This window comes from Pseudomonas sp. DF11 (assembly GCF_058148565.1).
On record NZ_JBYVYN010000014.1, the window covers coordinates 43,610 to 64,177 of the forward strand.

Here is a 20,568-nt window from a genome sequence, read left to right on the forward strand (position 1 = left end):
TCCTACAGGGGGTAACTATCGGCTATCAACTATACGGACGATGTGGCTCGCGCAACCAATCCATGCCGTGAGGCTGGCGCCAAGGCCGGACGGCGGCGCGCTTTTCCACCTGGGTCAGGCACAAGGCGTCCATCCAGTAGTAGACCATCAACAGGTGAAACACCTCATCGCCGCGCCGATCCCAAATGACGTCGTCCTGCTGGCGACCCGGCTCGATGGGCTTGAGCCGGCAGTCGCCCTGGTCGTGCATGCCCTGCAAGCAGGCTCCCGTCTCGTAATTGATCAACAGGACCGGGTGGTTGATTTCCGGATAAGGTTTTTCCAGCTCGGGCATGTACCAGAATTGCCCGGGGTTGTGCCTGTCCGGCGTTTGCATGGCAATACGGGTTTTGTTTTGCGAATCGACCGCCAGTGCCGGTTTATCGCCGGTATTGTTACGCACGATGTACAACGCGGTCCGAGGGTCTTCCTCGGTCTTGTCCGTTCTGACCAGCTTGACCTTGCCGAACGAGTCGTGGGCAAGGCGCGCCTTGATCTTCACCGTTGGGTTGAGATCCCTGCCTGCCTGGCCAAAACCGGCAATGAGTCCATCGACGCCGGGGGCCTCGAAGTCATTGCCCGCCAGCACATAGGTCAGGCCGGACAACGGGTTGGGTTGCATGTGCTTGGTCAGCGTTTCCCAGCGCTTGAGCGAAACGTCACTGGCGCCATTGGACAGCAGGGCTTCACGCATGGCGGACCCGGGGTAGTAGCGTGAGTCACGCGGCCAGCGCTCGGTGGCCAGGAGCAATTTATGCCCGCTTTTTTGTCTCAGCAGCAGGGCCAGTGCATCCCAGAACCGGTCAAATTCCGTGGCAGACGCAGTCGCTGCGGGTGGGTAGTGAAAGCTCTCGCTGGTTTCCTTGCTTTTGTTGTCGACGAACACCATTCGCAAGGCCGGGCCGGTTGTCGTGCCCTTGGGGGTGGTTTGCCGTCCGGAGCGCCCGAGGACAACCACCGACTCTTGCCAGGTCGCTTCAATTTCCGCTCTGTAGCTGGTGTACCACTGGTAGGCTTGCTCCAGGGCCGTACGGGTCTCGCCTTCCTTGACGAAGCGATAGACCGGCGCGATTTTCAACTCCACCACCGTCGGATCGTCGGCCAGCGATTCACGCCATTTGCCGAACTCCGCGTTGCAATTGCTGGGGTCCACTGCGTTGAAACCGATGGCGTGCGTGCCACCCAGGGTGGTCAGGTTGGCGTTGCGATGGGCGATGTTTTTCTTGACCGTTTCCGAGATCGACGTCGTCGCGCTACCGCTGACGAATGCGCCGTATTCGGCCTTGACCATTGCATCGAGGGTGTTGGTCTGGCTGAGGAAGCTCTTGAGGGCGGTCATCGCATAGTTCAGCGAGCCGCCGACGGTCACTTCGCTGACGATGTCGGCGCCAAAATCGACAAGGAAATTGAAGAACGGCGTCGGGTTGCCTGGATCGAAGGTCTTGGGCAGATCATCGACGCGCTTCTTGAACGCTTCAGTGGCATTGGCAGGGTTGACTTCGAAGGTCAGTTTCCATAACCGCACCGTGTGACTGTAGAGCGCGGCTTCATGTTCTTCGAGCGTCTTGATGTCGCTGCCGAAGGTGGCTTTGAAGCCGGCGGAAAAGGCGCCATATTTGCCGGCGGCTTCGACACTGGTCTGGGTATGTCTTTCGTATTCGTCGCGGGAGGAAAACGTCTCGGTCGAGAAATTGTCGTTGGCCACGATCGTGGACATGCTGACGTTTTTCCCCACGTTGTAGGCCGTTTTCCGGTACGGCACGGCGCGTTTGCCTGACTCGGTATCACCGACCTTCTGGCACTCCTTGCTGTCGTCGGCCCAGTCGAGCCGGTTCAGTCCGCGCCCCAGCAGTTGCGAACCGCCGACATCCCGTAAATCGTCGTCTGCGTTGCCCTTCAGTCCATCGTTCATCGCCTTTCTCTCATCGCTCAGGTTTGTGTCCAATTGATGGGAGTGAGTATCTGGAGGCCCGGGATAACCGGACAGTCCAGAGCGGTGTCAGTCCGGTATCAGTTTGGTATCAGGCCAAATGCCATCTTTTCGTGAACCCGGAGGAGACGCTGGAGTACACTCGATCGGCTGCCGTTGTCCCAGGGTAGAGGGCTATCGACATGGACACCCGACACAACACCTTTGCCGCCCTGCCCAAGCGTGATGCCTCGATATCCGACGGTCGTGTCCTGCTGGACGCCGTTTCGTTGAAAGGCCTGCGCAAACAGCATGGCCTGAGCCAGGAAACCCTGGCCGAGGCCTGCCTGAACCGGCATTTGTGCGTCTCGATCGCTTCCATCAAACGCGCCGAAACCGGCAAGCCGGTGCTTTACCGCACCGCTCGGCACCTGGCGACGGCCTTCGGGGTCGACGTCAGCGCACTGCTGGGCAATCCCGCCTCGACGGCTCTGGCGCACATTCGACAGACGATGAGCGAGTTGCACCAGGCCGCCTTTGCGCAACAGGCGCTGAAACAGGTCGATGACAGCGTTATCCGCTATGTGCTTGAACTGTCCTTTCGGATCGATGGGCTGCCCGCAACGGCGTTGATGGAGGAGATCGAGCGCCTGGTGCGTCAGTTCGGAGGCGTTCCACTGGGGATGACGCAGGAGGTGGTGATCGCCCAGTTCGGTTCTCCGCAGGCGTATCGCAGTGATAGCGAGCGGGGCCTGCTCTGCGCGCTGGCACTGAGCCGGGAACAATTCGTCACGCCCGGGCATGCCTTGGTGTTGCGGCTTGTGCGCCTGAGTGCCGACACCCCTGAGCCTGGGGCCGAATCTGCCTTGCTCGCGCAAAAGCCGCTGCTTGATCGTCATGGGCACGCGCCGGTGTATATTGCGCGGAACCTGCTGGAACAACTCGTTGCACGGTTTGAGTTTTCTTCCAGCGACGATGAATTTCAGGCCTATCGCAAATGCCTGCGCTCGCGCAGTCTCGACGAAAACGCACCGCGTCCCTTGGTGGGGCGGGCCATTGAATTATTGCAGTTCAAGGCTGTGATCGAGGCCACCCAGGAATGCCAGGATGGGCACATCGTCTATGTGCGTGGCATGGCGGGCATTGGCAAGACTCGCCTGGTCAGCGAGTTTTTCGAAATGGCCCGGCAGCGTGGTTTCGCCTGCCATCGCGGCGACGTGTTGGATTTCGGCATGGACAACAGCCTGTGGCCCTTGGGCCAACTGGTTGCCAGCCTGCTCAACCTGGGCAGCGCACCGCCCATCAGCGCGTCACTGTTGGACGCTGCCTTGTCCCGCCTGAAAGTGGCCGCCGAGCATCGAATGTTCTTGCAAGTGCTGACGGGCGTGTCGTCTGCCGAGCCTCCCGTCCAGTATGGCGCGATGAGCAACCAGGCCCGAACCCAGGGGCTGTTCCAGGCTTTGCTCGAAGTGTTGCTGCGCGTCGCGGTGCAACAGCCCTTGTTGATCTGCCTCGAAGACCTGCACTGGGGCGACACCACGCTGTTTACGCTGTTGGGCAAGCTGCTCGATGCCACTGACGAAGCGCCGGTCGTCTGGCTGCTGACGTCCCGTCCTGAAGGTGATCCGCTGGACGGGGAGATTCGTGCGCATTCCTCCAGCCCCATGAGCCTGCTCGACATCGCTCCGATCCGGTCGCGGGAGGCCACGCTCCTGGCGGAACAATTCACCGAGGTCGAGCCGCGCTACCGGGCCGAATGTGTCGCACGCGCCCAAGGCAATCCGCTGTACCTGACGCAACTGTTGTCCAGCCAGGAAGGTGTTTTTCCCGACAGTTTGCGGCATCTGGTCCAGACCCGCTTTGACAAACTGGCCCCCGAGCAACGTCGCGCCCTGCATTACGCCGCCGTGCTGGGCAATCGCTTCGAGTTGGCGCTTTGGCGCGAAGCGCTGGGGCAGCCTGGTTATCTGCCGACGCCGGACATGCGCCAGGGGCTGCTGCGGGAAGTCGAGCCAGGCAGCTATCTGTTCGTTCACGACCTGGTCATGCACTGTCTCTACGATGCGATGCCTACGCAGCTTCGCGAGCAATTGCACAGTGAAGTGGCGAGCCTCTACCGTGAGCGCGACCGGGTGCTTTATGCCCAGCATTTGCTGCGAGCCAACGATCTGGCGGCGTTCGACGCACTGCTGGTCGCCATGGCCGAAAAGCGCCTGGCCTGCCAGTACGACAGTGTTCTTGCGTTGGCGCGGCAATGCTCGGCGTTTGCCGAGCGCGCCCAGGGCAATTTTTCCTTTGCGTTGTTATGCGGCCAGGCGTGTTCGGGTCTGGGCCAGACCGTGGAAGCACGGGCGCATTTGCAGCGGGCATTGGCATTGGCCGAGCAACCACAGGATCAGATCGAAGCCGCGCTGGGCTTGGCGGCGGTCCTCAATACCCTCGATTGCCTGGACGAGGAAGAGCGCCTGATCGAGGCCATGCTGCCCATCGCCCAGGCCATGCAGGCCCATACGGCGTTGGCGCGGTTGAATCACTTGCGCGGGAATATCTATTTTCCACGGGGCGATTACGCCGAATGTCGCCGGCTCCATGAAGAGGCCTTGTCCTTTGCCCGCATCGGCCGGGACCTGCAAACCGAGGCCAAGGCCTTGAGTGGCATTGGTGACTCCTATTACGCACAAGGGCGCATGCAGACCGCCTACGAGGTTTTCGACCAATGCGTACGCCTGTGCGAACGCAATGGCTGGGCACACGTGGAGGCGGCAATCGCAGCGCCCGTGGCTCGGCGCAGCTCTACCTGGGCCAGCCGGAGCAAGCCTTGCGCGATGCCATGGAGGCCATCGAATGCAGTGCCCGGCTGGGCAATCACCGGGCACAGGTGTTCTCGCGACTCACGGCGGCCTGGGTGCTGGTGGCGGGCGGCCAGGATGCCTTGGCGGAACAAGAGCTGACCTGTGCCCTGACGTTGGCGCGCAACCTTGGCGCCAGCCGTTTCGAAGCGATCCTGCTGGAAGGGTTGGCGCGGGTGGCGTTGCGCCAGGGCGAACGCGGGCTGGCGCAGACCTTGATCATGGAGGCCGCGAGCCTGGTGGAACGCTTTGAGCTGCAGCGTTACATCGGGCCTTGGGTCTATGGCAGCCTGGCGATGATCAGCGAGGATGTGCAGCTCAGCCAACAGGCCTTGGCAACGGGCGAAGCCCAGCTCACCCTGGCCTGCCTGGCCCATAACGCCTTGCGCTTTCGCGTGGCAGCCGCTGAAACCTGCCTGTTGGCGGGCAATCCCGAACAAGCGATCTGGCATGGGCAACAAATGGCGGCGTTGCCCGAGTCGGCGTCGTGCGCCTGGATCAACCATCACGTACGGTTGATCGATGTGGCGGGGCAGTGGCTGCACAGCGCCGATCGAGCCAGCGGCGAGAAGCTGAAGGGGATGGCACGCGAAGCGCAACTAATGGGATTCGTGGCGACGATGCCGAGATTGTTGCAGGTCCTGGATATTTGATCGCTTCCAGGCACACCGTAGAAGCTTGAGACAAAACCGCACTTCGCTGAAGCGCGGTTTTTTTGCGATTTTTCAGAGGTGCCGGTGTTTAGCCGTTGGCCGCCAGGAATTGCTCGGTGCTCACCACGCTCGCATAGGCAAACCCCAGCGCGGCCATGAACGCCGCATGCACCTGGGCGGCCGGTACAACGACGCCATTGAATTCCAGGTCGAGGGTGGCACAGGCATCGTGAATGACTGTGACGCCGTAACCCAGGTCCGCCGCCGCCCGAACCACGCCATCGACGCACATGTGGCTCATGCTGCCGACCACCACCAGTTGCTCGATGCCATGGTGGTCGAGAAGGGCTTGCAATTCGGTCTCGCGAAATGAATTGACGAAGTGCTTGAGTACCACCGGTTCATCGGCGCGGTTGAGCACCTTGGGGTGCAACTGCGCGCCTTCGGAGCCAGGGGTGAAGAAGGGGGCTTCGTCGGAGGTGAATTCGTGGCGGATGAACACCACTTGATCCCCGGCCTGGCGAAAGGCTTCGATCAATTTTGCGGCATTGTCGGCGGCGGCGTTGGCACCGACCAGTGGCCATTTACCCTGGGGGAAGTAGTCGTTCTGGATATCGACTACGATGAGCGCTTGCTTGGACATGGGGGCTTCCTCGATAAGATTGGGTGTGAAGCCAGTATTGGCTTTTGTCGCCGCTTCGAGGATTGGCCGCAACGACAATAAGCGAGGGAAAACTGACAATGACGCAGCAAAGGGCAGTCGCCGAGCTCGGGGTGCTCATCTATCCCGGCGCACAACTGGCGGCGGTGCATGGCTTGACTGATCTGTTCGGCGTGGCCCAGCGGATCGCGGCCGAGCAGGCCAGCGCGCAGTTGCCGCGGCTGCGGGTCAGTCATTGGCGGGCAGAGGAGGGCGAGGCACCGCGGCGGGTGTTCGACAGCGAAACCGGTCCGGGGGGAAAGTTGGTTGCGTTGTTGATTCCGCCCTCCATCGCCGGTTTCGATGAAGACCTAGCATCGCCAACGCTGATGGATTGGCTGCGGGCGCAGCATGCGGGCGGCACCGTGCTGGGCGGGGTGTGCGTCGGCTCGATCCTGCTGGCCGAAAGCGGCCTGCTCGATGGGCGCAGCGCCACCACCCACTGGACCTCGGCCAAGTCCTTCGCCGCCCGTTACCCGAAAATCAAGCTCAACGCCGACAAACCGATCGTCGACGACGGCGACCTGATCACCACCGCCGGATTGATGGCCTGGTCGGAGCTGGGGTTGCGCCTGGTGGACCGCCTGCTCGGGCCCAGCATCGCCACGCGCACGGCGCAGTTCCTGGTGATCGAGCACAGCGACAGTGCGAGCCAATGCGGCAGCAACTTTGCGCCTATCCTCGGCCATGGCGACGGAGCGATTCTCAAGGTCCAGCATTGGCTGCAAAGCAGCGGCGCGGTGGAGGTTTCCCTGGGCGCGATGGCCGAACGGGCCGGTTTGGAAGAACGTACTTTCCTGCGCCGGTTTCGCGCCGCCACCGGGCTCAAGCCCACCGAATACTGCCAGCACCTGCGAGTCGGCAAGGCCCGGGAAATGCTGGAATTCACCAATGGCACCATCGATCACATTGCCTGGACCGTCGGTTACCAGGACCCGAGCGCCTTTCGCGCGACGTTCAAGAAAATCACCGGGTTGGCGCCGAGCGATTATCGGGCGAGGTTTGGGGTGAACCCGCTGGGTTCTCCCAAACAGCCGTGACTCCTTTGTGGCGAGGGGATTTATCCCCGCTATGTGGGAGCAAGGCTTGCCCGCGAACAGGCGCCTCAATTTCTGAAAGACCGCAGCGCCTGCATCGCGGGCAAGCCTTGCTCCCACATAAATCCCCTTGCCACAGGAGCTGGCGCCTGCTGCTTGGCGTCGTGCAATTTGCGGGATGCCGACCGTATGTCGTGCAGAATGAAACAGGCCAGGTGCTATCAACTGCGCACGATACGCCCGCTTGGCTGCCCGCCAATGCCCATGACACCGTTGGCCTGATCTCTGCACCCTCCCTTATCTACAGCCATCGAGCGCAGGAAAAAGGGCAACGCATGACATCAGTCAATCGCAACAAACGAGTAGTGGCCTATTCGGTCAATCCACAGGCTCCACGCCACGAAGTCGAGACCAATCGTGCCTTGGCCCAGTGGCTCGCACAAATTCTGGGATGGGAGTACGGCGACAGCCATGACACCCATGCCGGTCACGATCTGTATCTGTTGCCTACGCAAACCCTGATCGGCACTGAGGCCTTGATGCGCCTGGCGGTCAAGGGGCCGGAGGATGTGTGGGGTGGGTATGTCGAGCACGATTTTATCTGCACCAAGGCGATTACCCATGGTCTGTTGAATAAGGACGCCGTGGCGCCCAAAGGCTGGTCGCCGCTGTTTGCCAAGCTGACCCGAGGCGCGGTACTCGATGGCGTGACGGTCTTTTCGCTCAAGGATGCGCGTCCGGCCGCTGAGCACTTGCTGTACACCGGGCCCATCCGCATCAAGCCGATCCATGCCTGTGCGGGACGGGGCCAACGGCTGATCAAGAGCCTGGCGCAGTTCGATGAAATTGCCGCCGCGCCGGACGCCCAGGCGCTGTTTCGCGAAGGGGTGGTGCTGGAGCAGCACCTCAACGAGGTCAAGACCCAGAGCGTCGGCCAGAGCTTCATCAACGGCCAGGTCTTGAGCTACTGCGGCGTGCAACACCTGACTCACGACAGCCAAGGGGTGGAAGTGTACGGCGGGTCGGATCTGCTGGTGGTGCAGGGTGGCTATATCGAGTTGCTCAGGCTCGAACTGCCCGACGATGTGCGCGAGGCCGTGCGCCTGGCGCAAGTATTCGATGAGGCTGCCAACCAGGCCTACCCGAGCTTTTTTGCGTCACGGCGCAATTACGACATCGCCCAGGGCCTGGATGCCGCCGGCCAGCCACGTGGCGGTGTGTTGGAACAGTCGTGGCGCATGGGCGGGGCCAGCAGTGCCGAATTGGCGGCATTGCAGGTGTTCGTCGAAACGCCTGAAACCAGCGCGGTGCGAGTGTCTTCGGTGGAGACCTATCTCGACCAGCCGCTGCCAGCCGGTGCCAGGGAGGTGTATCGCGGCGCGGCGGAAAATGGTGATTTCCTACTCAAATACGTAACGGTTCAATCCTATGACGGCTAGAAGCGAAACGATCCAGATTGCGATTGATGATGAGCATATGAACGGGACGTTCCTGAGCCCCAAGTCGAAAGTCCCTGGCGTGTTATTCGTGCACGGTTGGGGCGGCAGCCAGGAGCGGGACCTGGAACGGGCCAAAGGCATCGCCGGTCTAGGTTGCGTGTGCCTGACCTTCGACCTGCGCGGACACACCGGCGGGGCAGGGATCCCATTGTCACGGGTCACCCGCGAAGACAACCTGCGGGATCTGCTGGCGGCATACGACCGCTTGCTCGCCCATCCCGCCTTGGATACTTCGGCGATTGCCGTGGTGGGCACCAGTTATGGCGGTTACCTGGCCTCGATCCTGACCTCGCTGCGCCCGGTACGCTGGCTGGCCCTGCGGGTACCGGCGCTGTACCGCGACGAGCAATGGCACACCCCCAAGCGCGACCTGGACAAGAGCGACCTGCTCGATTACCGCAGCACCCTGGTGCATGCCAGCACCAATCGCGCCTTGCAGGCGTGCTCGCAGTTCACCGGTGATGTGCTGCTGGTGGAGTCGGAGACCGACGACCATGTGCCCCATGCCACGATCATGAGCTACCGGGCGGCGTGCCAGCAGACCCATTCGCTGACCCACCGCATCATCGACGGCGCCGACCATGCCCTGAGCGATCCTGTGTCACAACAGGCCTACACCTCGATCCTGGTGGACTGGATCACGGAAATGGTGGTGGGAGAGCGGTTGAGCATTATCCAGGAACGGTAGATGTGTGGCGTTCAGGCGGGCGTCATCGCGAGCAGGCTCGCTCCCACCTTGGATCAGCGGTGAGCACAAAATTTATGATCACCACCTATCCCTTGTGGGAGCGAGCCTGCTCGCGATGGGGCCCGACTAGGCACCAATCATTTAAGCCCCGGCTTGACCCGCAACGCCTTGGCCTTCGCCTCGATCACCAGGTACATCACGACTGTGATCAACAACGGCAAGATGAAGTAGATCGCCCGATAGGCAATCAACCCCGCCAGCAGACTACCCCGCGACACCTCGTGCTGCAGCAGCGCGATGAACACTGCCTCCAGTACCCCCAAGCCCGCCGGAATGTGGGTGATGACCCCGGCAATGCTGCTGATCAGCAATACCCCGAGCACCATTGGATAATCCAGCTTGCTCGGCAGCAAAGTGAAGATCACCGCCGCCATCAACGACCAGTTCAGCGCGCCCAACGCCAGTTGCAGCACCGCCATGCGCAGTGACGGCAGGTTGATTTCCATGCCGCGAACGGTCCAGGCCCGCCGCTTGGAAAACCGACAGGCCGCCAGGTAACCGGCACTCGCCAGCAATAACAGCACGCCCACGCCTTGCAGCGCATCGCTGCTGAGTTTCCAGCCCGGCGGCATTGTCACCAGGCCGCTGCTGAAGACCGCCCCGGCCAGGGTCATGTAGCCGAACCAGTTGGTGGCCAGGCTCAGGCCAAGGATCTTGGCGATGTTGCCGGTGCTGACCCCCAGCCGCGAATACAGCCGGTAGCGCATGGCGATGCCGCCGACCCAGGCACTGAGGTTGAGATTGAAGGCGTAACTGATCACCCCCACCGGCAAGATTTGCCGCCATCCCAGTTTCTGGCGGATGTAAGTGCGACCGATCAGATCGAAGCAGGCATAGGTGATAAAGCTGGTGACGGTCAGTGCGGCGGCAATGATCAAGGTGCGTACCTTGAAGTCGGCCAGGGTGGCGAACACTTCGGACCAATCGATACGCCGGGCCAGGGTGGTGAACAGCACGATCAGCAGCAGGAAAAACGCCAGGGTCAGCGGTCTTTTCCAGCGGTTCCAGCGGGATTTGGGCTTGGCCTGTTCCGGCGCATGGGCATCTCTCGGCGCAGCGTGCGCTTCAGAGTGGTTCATGGGGTTCGCTCCGGACCGCCGTCGGCGGCGAGAAAGGTTTCAGACGGGGTTTATGGGCTGGCAACCAGCCGGCCCAGGCCGGGAAGTGGCGCAAAAAGTGGAACACCATGAAACCGATGGTCATGCGCCACAACAGGCCCCGGGGCGCGTGGTTTTCCGGCATGACGGTGCAATGGTTGCGGCTCAGGTAATCGAGGCGCTCGAACAGCTCGCGGTTGAACGCCCGGTCGCGGATCAGCACATTGGCTTCCAGGTTCAGGGACAGGCTCAGTGGGTCGAGATTGCTCGAGCCCACCGTGCTCCAGTCCTCATCCACCAGGGCGACCTTGCCGTGCAGCGGCCGCTCGCAATATTCGTAGATCACCACGCCGGCCTTGAGCAGGTAGCTGTAGAGCATGCGGGCGGCGAGCTTGGCGATCATCATGTCCGGCTGGCCCTGCAGGATCAGCCGCACCTGCACGCCACGCCGCGCCGCGTTGCGGATCTCGCGCAGCAACCGATAGCCGGGGAAGAAATAGGCGTTGGCGATCACCACCCGCCGCTGGGCACTGCGCAGCACTTGCAGGTAGACCTCTTCGATGTCGGTCTGATGTTCGTGGTTGTCCCGGTAGACCAGGCGCACCTGGCCGTCATGGTCGCTGAACGCCAGCTCATTGCGGCGGCTGCGTCGGCGTTGCCACCAGTATTTGGCCCGGGCGGGCCGACCGCTCTGCAACAGCGCGAAGTGATGGATATCCACCACTGCCGGGCCTTTGACCTCTACGGAATAGTCCTGCTTGGCCTCGGGGCCGAAATCGCCCAGGTGGTCGGCGGAAAAGTTGATGCCACCGATGAACGCGACCACCCCGTCTATCACCACGATCTTGCGGTGCAGACGGCGGAACCAGTTAGTGCGGATCCCCAGGCGCCGGGGAGCGGGATCGAACATTTGCAGGCGCACTCCGGCGTCGCTCAACGAGGCGAGGAATTCGGTGGTCAGCTCACCGCAGCCAAAACCGTCGAGGCTGACGCTGATACGTACGCCACGCTGGGCGGCCTCCACCAGCAGGTCCCGCAGTTCATTGCCCACCTTGTCCTCGAACAGAATGAAGGTCTCAAGGAGAATTTCGCTCTCGGCCCGGCGAATGGCCTCGAAAACCCGGGGGAAATATTCCTCGCCGTTTTCCAGCAACTTGACGCGATTGTTGCCGTGCCAGCCGTATTCGATATCGGTCAGTGCCGGGTTGCGCTCGGTGGGCGGAACTTCAATTTGCTCCACCGTCGCCTTGTTCACCGTCGCGCTCATAATTCGATCTCCACCGACAGCGGTGCATGGTCGGAAAGGTGCGACCAGGGACGTACGCTCAACACCTTGGGGTGATGAGCCTTGAGGTTGCGCACGTAGATGCGGTCCAGGCGCAGGATGGGCAGGCGCGCCGGAAAGCTGCGGGCCGGTTTGCCCAACCGCTCGGCGAACACTTCCCGCAGGCCACAGGGCTTGAGCAGCTCGCTGGCCTTGCCGCGCCAGTCGTTGAAGTCCCCGGCGACGATCACGGGAGCCTCGGGCGGCAGCTCGCTCAAGCGCTGGCAAAGCAGTTGCAATTGCTCGACCCGATGCCCTTCGCGCAGCCCCAGGTGGACGCAAATGGCGTGGACTTGCGGGCCGTCGGCGCCCGGCAGGCGCAGCACGCTATGGAGCATGCCGCGGCTTTCGTGGCCGCTGATGGACACGTCGATATTGTCGTGGCGGATGATCTGGAATTTCGACAACAGCGCATTGCCATGGTCGCCCGCCGGATAGACCGCGTTGCGCCCATAGGCAAACTGCGGCCAGAGGCTGTCGGCGAGGAATTCGTATTGCGGCATGCTCGGCCAGTTGCTGTAGCGCTGAGGGTGATGCTCGTGGGTGCCATGCACTTCCTGCAGAAACACCACGTCGGCGGATACGCTGCGCACCGCCTCGCGCAGCTCCGGCAGGATGAAGCGGCGGTTCAGGGCGGTGAAGCCCTTGTGGGTGTTGACCGTCAGGACGGTGAAGCGGCTGACCCGGTCAAGATCAAGGTCTTGGGCCGGGGGCTGGGTCGGGTCGCGGGTCGCTTCGGGGGATTCAGGAATGCTCATGGCAATACTCCCTCGGCCGGGCGCACGCCGGGTGCGGTAGCGAGGTCTTTGTCCAGGTCGAAGTGCTCCAGCAAGTGCCGTGCGTCATAGGGCGCGCGGACTTTGATGTCGTTGTCGAAATAGCAGAATACTTCCCGGTGCTTGCGTGCCCGGGGTTTCTTGTTTGGGTCGATCAAGTGGGCGTCGGCGGGTTGCCGGCCATGGCTCCAGGCCTCGATCCGCTCGCCCCAGCGTTTCAACGCCGCGTCGGTGTAGCCGCTGGCGTAGAGTTCCTCGGCACCGTGCAGGCGCAGGTAGACGAAATCGCTGGTGACGTCTTCGCGATAGGGCCATTTGCCGGCGGTGTCGGCGATCACCAGGGCCACGTCGTAGCGCTTGAGCAACGTGACGAAGTGCGGGTCGATGAAGCTTTCGTGGCGGATTTCCACGGCGTGGCGCAGCGGCCGTTTTTTATCGGTCTGGGTGCTGGCGTGGCCGTCCAGGCGCGGCTCGTGCTCCCGGGCCAGGGCGGCGGCGCTTTCGGTGTCGTGGGGCAGTTGCTTGAGGAAGTCTTCGAACAGCTCGGGGTCGAATTTGAAGCTGGGGGGAAACTGCCAGAGAATCGCGCCGAGTTTTTCCTTGAGCTCCAGCACACCGGAGGCGAAGAAGTTGGCCAATGGCTTGTGGATATCGCGCAGGCGCTTGATGTGGGTGATGAAGCGCGGGGCCTTGACGCTGAACACGAAGCCGGGCGGCGTTTCGGCGTACCACTGGGCATACCGTTCGGGACGTTGCAGGGCGTAGAACGAACCATTGATTTCGATGCTGTTGACCGCGCGCGAGGCGAATTGCAATTCCCGTTTCTGGGTCAGCCCCTTGGGGTAGAAGTCCCCCCGCCAAGGCGTGTAGCGCCAGCCGGAAATACCAATGTGGATCGCCGTCATGTATCCCTCCCGTGCCAATGACCTCGTGCAGCCTCTGTTTTGTGATGACTGCCTGGCGGCCTGGAAAGTTTCGATGGGCTTACCAGCGGTGGAAATCTGTGCGGTGACTGTGGCGAGGGGATTTATCCCCCGCTGGCTGCGCAGCAGCCCTAACAAACACATCAGGTGAGTCAGAGCCACCGAGGTGACGGTTTCTGGGACTGCTGCGCAGTCCAGCGGGGATAAATCCCCTCGCCACAGGTGTTGTATTGACCCTTCGAGCGAACTTGCCGGCCCGTAATTGATCAGTTCCTTACCGATCCTGTGTGAAGGAGCCCCGCGTTTTGTCTCGATTGAGCACTGTATTGTTGCTGTTCTTGCTGGCAATGACTGGCACCAGCGCCTACGGGACCGCCGCTGTTCCCGGCACCTCCAAGCCCGACGAACCGCCCGCCGAGCCGGCGCCGCTGGTACAGGGCGGTTTGCTGGGGGCGATCAGTTCGAGCATCGATGACGTCCAGGACAAGCTCGACCTCAACCAGAGCCTGGTGGACGCCTGGCGTTTGCGGGCGGATCGGGCGGCGGATGAGATGGATCGGCTGGTGGACCAGACGTCCCGTTCGTCCTGGCGCGTGGCGGGGGATTTCCTGTTGTTGTCGGGCGTCTGGATCGGCGCTTTTGCGTTGATCTGGTCGGGGGCGCGGCTGTTGTTGCGACACCTGGGGCGGCGCCGCTGGCTGCGTACCCGCCAGCGCCTGCGCGACTTGCTCGGTTATCTGCTGCCATACACCGCTGCGGCGGTGATCTGCCTGCCGCTGACCCTGTACGTCAGCCACTTCCTGCAGGTTTCGGTCGGCCGAGCCCTGGCGCTGTGCTTTGCCTACGCCACCAGCAGCGGTATTTTCTCCACTTCGGTGCTGCTGTGCGTAATCGTGATGTTCAATGCCGGCCACAAACGCCGGGCGGTGGCGATGATCCGGCGTTTCTGCCCCCGGCCGTTGTTCATGATCGGCTTTCTCGCTGCCCTCAGCGATGCCCTGACCAGCCGCAGATCGCCCGGCAACTGGGCGGCAACATCACCAGCAGCATCGCGGTGTTCACCGGCTTGTTCGCTTCGGTGATCTTCGGCTGGCTGGTGATTCGCATGCGCAGGCCCGTGGCGCACCTGATCCGCAACCGTCCATTGGCCCAGCGCTTGAAGCAACCGGCCTTGCAGGAGTCGCTGCGGATTTTCTCCGGGCTCTGGTATTGGCCGATCCTGTTGATGGTGCTGGTGTCGGCAGTGAGCCTGATCGGTGTCGGCGAAGACAATCAGAAAGCCCTGCGGTGTGCCTTGTTCACCACCATCCTGCTGATCGCGACGGTGTTTCTCAGCACGGTGTTCCAACACGTCTTCAAGTCGCCCAAAGCCGAAGCCATCCAGCGCAACAGCGCCTACAAGGGGCGTCTGCTGAGCCTGCTGCATGCCTTGTTGCGGATCGTCATGGCGGTGGCGTTCATCGAGATTCTCGGACGGATCTGGGGTATTTCCCTGTTCGAGTTCGCCTCACGCAATGCCATAGGCCGGGCGATCAGTGATTCCTTGAGCCGCATCGGTTTGATCTTCCTGATGACCTGGCTGACCTGGGTGGTGCTCGACACGGCGATCCAGGAAGCCTTGAAACCGCCGCTGAACAAGCGCGGGGCCCGCCAGCCCAGCACCCGGGTCAAGACCATCCTGCCGCTGTTGCGCAACGCGGCAAAAATCATCCTGGTAGTGATTTGCGCAATCACCACCATGGCCAACCTGGGCATCAACGTCGCGCCGTTACTGGCCGGTGCCGGGGTGGTGGGGCTGGCGATCGGTTTCGGTTCGCAGCAACTGGTGCAGGACGTGATCACCGGGCTGTTCATCATCATCGAAGACACGCTGTCCATCGGCGACTGGGTGGTGCTCAGCTCCGGTCACGCCGGCACGGTCGAAGGCCTGACCATCCGCACTTTACGCCTGCGCGACGGCAAGGGCTTCGTGCATTCGGTGCCGTTCGGCCAGATCAAGGCCGTGACCAACCAATCGCGGCAATTTGCCTTTGCGTTTTTCTCCGTGCAATTCACTTACGACACCGATGTCGACCAGGCCATCGAGCTGATCCGCGAAGCCGGGCGCGCGATCTCCGAAGACCCGTTCCTCAAGTTCAACCTGCAAGGGCCACTGGATGTGTTCGGCGTGGACAAGATGGACCTCAACGGCGTGGTGCTCACGGCGCAGTTCCGCACGGTGTCCGGTGGGCAATATGCGGTGAGCCGGGCGTTCAACCAACACCTGAAGAAGCTTGTGGATAACCACCCTGCGGTGCATTTCGCGCAGACTTATCCACAGCAGGTGGTGATGCCGAAGCGGTTGGTCGAAGAGTTGCAAGAAGAGCGAGATGAGGTGCCCAATCAACCTCAGTAGTTGGGAAGGTTTTGTGGCGGGCTGCTGGCCTCATCGCGAGCAGGCTCGCTCCCACAATGGATCTTTAGTGGATTCGGAATTTGCGTTCACCACAAATCAACTGTGGGAGCGAGCCTGCTCGCGATGAGGCCAGTGCAACCACCTCAACCTTTCTGAATAAGCTTGTTCCGGACCTCAGTTATCCCTTGAGCATCCAACTCCACCCAAAGATGCTGCTTGCCAGCAATCTGCGCCGCAACTGGCAAGCCATCGCGATACACCAGCCGATTACTCGCCAATGCCGGCACTTTCGCCCCCGGCAAGAGGGTACCGGCCAGGTTCAACGGGTCGACGCCACACACCACCACCAGGCTGCCGTCGGTGGGACGGCGGCGTACTTCCCGCAGCAGCGGGATGGCTTCGGGCAGGGCGAATTGTTCGCCTGCCAGGCCACTGACGAAACGCCCTCCGCGGATTTCGCCCCGTGCTTCCAAGCGATGAAAAGTACGCAGCAACTCGCGCCAGCTCGGCAGCCAATCGGCCTCCCGTTCCAGCAAGCGCCAGAACACCACGCCGTAACGGCGTAGCAGGGTCATGGCGATGTGTTCCAACGTCTCGGGTGCCGTGGGCGTGGGGCGATTGCCTTCTTGGGGGGCGGGTGTGCCGCGGCGCAACAGGGCCCAGCGCCCGGCGTCGTCCATGCCGCCGACAAACGCGCCGCGCCCGCGCCGACTGCTACGGGCCTGGCGTTTGCTGGCCGGGGTGATCAGCGCGCGCAAGCCGGCGAAGCTGTCGGCATTCACCAACCCGGCGCCCACCAGTTCCTGCAAGGCGATTTCCAGTTCGCTGCGCAGCAGGTGGGCTTCGTGGGCCAGTTCATCGAAAAACAGCGCGCCGTGTTCGCTGAGGGCCTGATGGACTTTTTGGGTCTTGGGCGAAAGCTCATCGAGGGCTGCCTGCCCGGCCAGGCTGCTCCACAACGCCACCTGATTGCGCGGCAGCAATACCACCGGCGTGCTGCGCAGGGCGCTGGCGGAAGGTTTCTGGCGCGCGCTCAGGCGCGTCCATACCCATTTGCCACTGCGGCACAGCTCATCGAGCCAACCGGGCGAATAGTCCTTGATTCGCGCCGGCAGCAGGTCGCTGTCCCAGGCTGACGCCGCGCCAGGGTAGCCTTCGAATTGATTCAGGACCGAGGGCAGCACGGCATTGCCACGGCCTTGGGTCGACGGCGACAAATGCTGCCAGTCGAACAGGAACCGCATGAAGTCCTGCAACATCACTGGTTCGATTTCCCGGCGCAGGCGCTTGACCGTATAGCGATGGATGCGCGCCAGCAAATGCCGCTCGCACCATTCCTCCTGCCCGGTGCCAGGCGTGAAGCGGCCGCGCAACACGTAGCCTTGCTGTTCCAGTTGTGCCAGGGCCTGGGTGACCTGTGGGGTGGACAACCCCAGTGGGTAGGCGATGGCCTTCAACGGCAGCGGACCAAAGGCACTGAGCCGGGCGCGAAGCATTTCCACCACGGCTGCGTCGCTGTCCCAGGCTTCATCGAAACCGGCCAGGGGCGTCAGTGCCGGTTGCCATTGAGCCTGTGGATAAACCGCTTGCAGACAGGTCAGCCGTTCCAGCGCCACCCACAGCCCGCGTTCGGCGCTGATCTGCACGTGGCTGGCGCGACCGCGCTCGGCCAGGGTCTGCAACCAGTCCAGCCACGACGGCTGGGCGCTGGCTTCGCTGTCGGCGATGCAGGCCAGGCTCATCAGCGCTTCGTGCATTTCATCGAGATTGGCCGGCGTCGGCCAGGCCTCGTCGCGGACCGACTGGATGGCCTCGGCGTCCAGCGCGCCAAGGTCGTCGGTGGACTGTGGATCGCTCCAGCGCCGGTTGATCACCGCCTGGGTCCGCCGTTCCTCCAGCGGCGCGTCGTCGAGGAAGGTGTAGGGTCGGGCACTGAGAATTTCCGCCGCCAGGGGCGAGGGCGCCGGCAGGTCGCGACTGATCAGGCGAACGTCGCCGGCTTCCATGCGCCGCAACAGCGTCAGCCAGCCTTCGCTGTCCATGGCTTCGTGCAGGCAGTCGTCGAGGGTCTGTTCCACCAGCGGGTGGTCGGGGATTTCGCGCTCGCCGGCGAGGTTTTCCAGGCAGGCGATCTGGTCCGGGAACACGCTGGCGATCAGGTCTTCGCTTTTCATCCGCTGGATCTGCGGGGCGACTTTGCGCCCGCCGCTGTAGCGCGGCAAGGCCAGGGCCACGCCGGCATTCCAGCGCCAGCGTACGCCGAACAGCGGCGCATCCAGCACTGCCTGGATCAGGATCTGCTCGGCGCTATTGCTGTTGAGGTAACGCCAGACTTCGTCCAACTCGAAGCTGTGGCTGGTGGACAGCGAGAGCACGATAGCGTCTTCGCTGGCGGCGGCCTGCAATTCGAAGTTGAAGGTACGGCAGAAACGCTTGCGCAAGGCCAGGCCCCAGGCGCGGTTGATACGGCTGCCAAAGGGCGTGTGGATGATCAGTTGCGTGCCGCCGGACTCGTCGAAAAACCGTTCCATCAGCAACGTGTCCTGGGACGGCAGGGCGCCGAAGGCCTGGCGCGCCGGGGCCAGGTAGTCCACCAGTTGCTCGGCGCTGGCAAGGTTCAGTTGCAAGGTGCCGGTGAGCCAGTCGAGGGCCGGTTGCAGATCGCCTGGCGTGGCGCCGAGCAGTTGATCGAGCTGGGCTTGCAGGCGGGCCACGGCCTGGGACAGTTCGGCGCTGCGCCCCGGGGCTTCGCCGAGCCAGAACGGGATGGTCGGCGGTTGGCCCTGGGCGTCCTCGACCCGCACGCGACCGGTCTCGACACGAATGATGCGATACGACGTATTGCCCAACTGGAACACATCGCCGGCGATGCTTTCCACGGCGAAATCTTCGTTGACGCTGCCTATGTTCAGCCCTTGGGGTTCGAGCAGTACGCTGTAGTCGGCGTTGTCCGGGATGGTGCCGCCGCTGGTAACGGCGGTGAGCTTGCTGCCCCGGCGCCCGCGCAAGGTGCGGCTGACGGCATCGCGATGCAGGTAGGCGCTGCGCACGCCCTGGCGCCCGTTGAGGCCTTCGGCAAGCATCTGCAGCAACGCCTGATAGTGATCGTCGTCCAGTTCGGCGTAGGGCGAGGCGCGGCGGAAAGTCTCCAGCAGCGCCTGTTCCGGCCATTCCTGGCAACTGACTTCGGCGACGATCTGCTGGGCCAGCACATCCAGCGGCGCCTTGGGGATGTGCAAAATGTCCAGCTCGCCACGGCGCACGCAATCGAGCAGGGCGGCGCATTCGATCAAGTCGTCGCGGCTGGTGGCGAACAACCGTCCCTTGGGCGTGCCGCCCACCTGGTGACCGGAGCGACCCACTCGTTGCAGGAACGCCGAGATCGAACGGGGCGAGGCGATCTGGCACACCAGGTCGACGTCGCCAATGTCGATGCCCAGTTCCAGGGAGGCGGTGGCGATCAACACCTGCAAGTCGCCACGCTTGAGGCGTTGTTCGGCGTCGAGGCGAAATTCTTTCGCCAGGCTGCCGTGGTGGGCGGCAACGGCGTCCTTGCCCAGGCGCTCGCTCAGGTGCCGGCTCAGGCGTTCGGCCAGGCGCCGGGTGTTGACGAACACCAGGGTGGTGCGATGTTCCCGGGCCAGCTCGGCGAGACGGTTGTAGACCAGCTCCCAGACGTCATTGGCCATCACCGCCGAGAGCGGCACGGGGGGCACCTCGATATCCAGGTCCCGGGGCCGAGCGTGGCCAATGTCGACGATTTCACACGTGCGTCCTTCGCCGACGAGAAAACGCGACACCGCTTCGATGGGCTTTTGCGTGGCGGACAGGCCGATGCGCACCAGCGGTTCGGCGCACAGGGCTTGCAGGCGCTCCAGGCTCAAGGCCAGGTGACTGCCGCGCTTGCTGGCGGCGATGGCGTGGATTTCGTCAACGATCACCGTGCGCGTGCTGGCGAGCATTTGCCGGCCGGAATCGGAACCGAGCAGCACGTAGAGCGACTCAGGCGTGGTCACCAGGATGTGCGGCGCAGTCTTGCGCATCGCCGAGCGGTCTTTTTGCGGTGTGTCGCCGGTGCGCACGGCGGTGCTGATGGGCAAGGGCGGCAAGCCCATTTTCTGCAGCTGCTCGGTGATGCCGGCCAATGGGGTTTGCAGGTTGATCTGGATATCGTTGCTCAGGGCCTTGAGTGGCGAGACGTAGACCACCAGGGTCTGGTCCGGCAGGCCGCCTTGTTCCAGGCCGCGATGCACCAGTTCGTCGAGCACCGCGAGAAACGCCGTCAGGGTCTTGCCCGAACCGGTGGGCGCCGCCACCAGGGTCGAACGCCGCTGGCCGATCAACGGCCACGCCTGGGCCTGGGCGGCCGTGACCGCCGGGAAAGTCTGGCTGAACCAGGCGCGCACGGCGGGGTGAAAGCCTGCCATGGCGTGGTCGGCTGGAAGAGGCAGATTCATGGGGCAGTTATGCGGGTGGGAGGGGGAAGATGCAAGTACCGTCCGGGACCTGTGCATAACTTTGAAGTTGATACTGTCCCTGTGGCGAGGGGATTTATCCCCGCTGGACTGTGCAGCAGTCCCTGTAATTGCCACCTGGGTGGGTCAGATTCACCTCATTTG

11 protein-coding genes and 1 pseudogene are annotated in these 20,568 nt (G+C 62.8%); 5 read left to right on the forward strand and 7 right to left on the reverse strand.

The annotated features are described in order from the left end of the window. Nucleotides 1-25 precede the first annotated feature (25 nt). The gene (locus AC30D9_RS27775) at nt 26-1,951 is read right to left on the reverse strand and encodes an MAC/perforin domain-containing protein (protein ID WP_490145262.1); all 1,926 of its coding nucleotides are present in this window, start codon (nt 1,949-1,951) and stop codon (nt 26-28) included. Between the two features lie 200 nt (nt 1,952-2,151). Between AC30D9_RS27775 and AC30D9_RS27780 the strand changes: the two genes are divergently transcribed. After that, nucleotides 2,152-4,899 (forward strand): ATP-binding protein, encoded by a 2,748-nt coding sequence (locus AC30D9_RS27780; RefSeq protein WP_490145263.1) that lies wholly within the window; start codon nt 2,152-2,154, stop codon nt 4,897-4,899. A gap of 639 nt (nt 4,900-5,538) precedes the next feature. Here the strand turns inward: AC30D9_RS27780 and AC30D9_RS27785 are convergent. After that, nucleotides 5,539-6,093, reverse strand: coding sequence for a cysteine hydrolase family protein (locus tag AC30D9_RS27785; protein WP_490145264.1), 555 nt, complete (start codon nt 6,091-6,093; stop codon nt 5,539-5,541). 98 nt (nt 6,094-6,191) lie between these two features. Between AC30D9_RS27785 and AC30D9_RS27790 the strand changes: the two genes are divergently transcribed. From AC30D9_RS27790 to AC30D9_RS27800, 3 genes are all read left to right on the forward strand, one after another. Continuing rightward, a complete protein-coding gene (locus tag AC30D9_RS27790) occupies nt 6,192-7,190 on the forward strand; it encodes a GlxA family transcriptional regulator (RefSeq protein WP_490145265.1) in 999 nt (332 codons plus the stop codon). Nucleotides 7,191-7,522: 332 nt separating this feature from the next. Then, nucleotides 7,523-8,626, forward strand: a complete 1,104-nt coding sequence (locus tag AC30D9_RS27795) for a DUF3182 family protein (protein WP_134926032.1) — start codon at nt 7,523-7,525, stop codon at nt 8,624-8,626. Then, nucleotides 8,616-9,374: an alpha/beta hydrolase family protein gene (locus tag AC30D9_RS27800; protein WP_134926031.1), complete on the forward strand. Its 759-nt coding sequence runs from the start codon at nt 8,616-8,618 to the stop codon at nt 9,372-9,374. The genes AC30D9_RS27795 and AC30D9_RS27800 overlap by 11 nt, the downstream gene beginning before the upstream one ends. A 137-nt stretch (nt 9,375-9,511) precedes the next feature. Here the strand turns inward: AC30D9_RS27800 and AC30D9_RS27805 are convergent, their stop codons facing one another. From AC30D9_RS27805 to AC30D9_RS27820, 4 genes are read right to left on the reverse strand one after another with little or no spacing between them, the layout of a single operon-like run. Continuing rightward, the gene (locus AC30D9_RS27805) at nt 9,512-10,513 is read right to left on the reverse strand and encodes a lysylphosphatidylglycerol synthase domain-containing protein (RefSeq protein ID WP_134926030.1); all 1,002 of its coding nucleotides are present in this window, start codon (nt 10,511-10,513) and stop codon (nt 9,512-9,514) included. After that, entirely contained in the window at nt 10,500-11,798 is a 1,299-nt protein-coding gene (gene clsB, locus AC30D9_RS27810) for a cardiolipin synthase ClsB (RefSeq protein WP_134926029.1), read from the reverse strand. Before clsB ends, AC30D9_RS27805 begins: the two co-directional genes overlap by 14 nt. Beyond that, nucleotides 11,795-12,613, reverse strand: coding sequence for an endonuclease/exonuclease/phosphatase family protein (locus AC30D9_RS27815; RefSeq protein WP_490145266.1), 819 nt, complete (start codon nt 12,611-12,613; stop codon nt 11,795-11,797). Before AC30D9_RS27815 ends, clsB begins: the two co-directional genes overlap by 4 nt. Continuing rightward, nucleotides 12,610-13,536, reverse strand: coding sequence for a DUF72 domain-containing protein (locus AC30D9_RS27820; protein ID WP_490145267.1), 927 nt, complete (start codon nt 13,534-13,536; stop codon nt 12,610-12,612). The genes AC30D9_RS27815 and AC30D9_RS27820 overlap by 4 nt, the downstream gene beginning before the upstream one ends. 323 nt (nt 13,537-13,859) lie before the next feature. On the opposite strand from AC30D9_RS27820, the pseudogene AC30D9_RS27825 reads away from it, so the two are divergent. Next, nucleotides 13,860-15,949 (forward strand): annotated as a pseudogene (locus AC30D9_RS27825) (mechanosensitive ion channel family protein). A gap of 143 nt (nt 15,950-16,092) precedes the next feature. Here the strand turns inward: AC30D9_RS27825 and AC30D9_RS27830 are convergent. Next, nucleotides 16,093-20,406, reverse strand: a complete 4,314-nt coding sequence (locus tag AC30D9_RS27830; RefSeq protein WP_490145268.1) for an Lhr family helicase — start codon at nt 20,404-20,406, stop codon at nt 16,093-16,095. Nucleotides 20,407-20,568 lie beyond the last annotated feature (162 nt).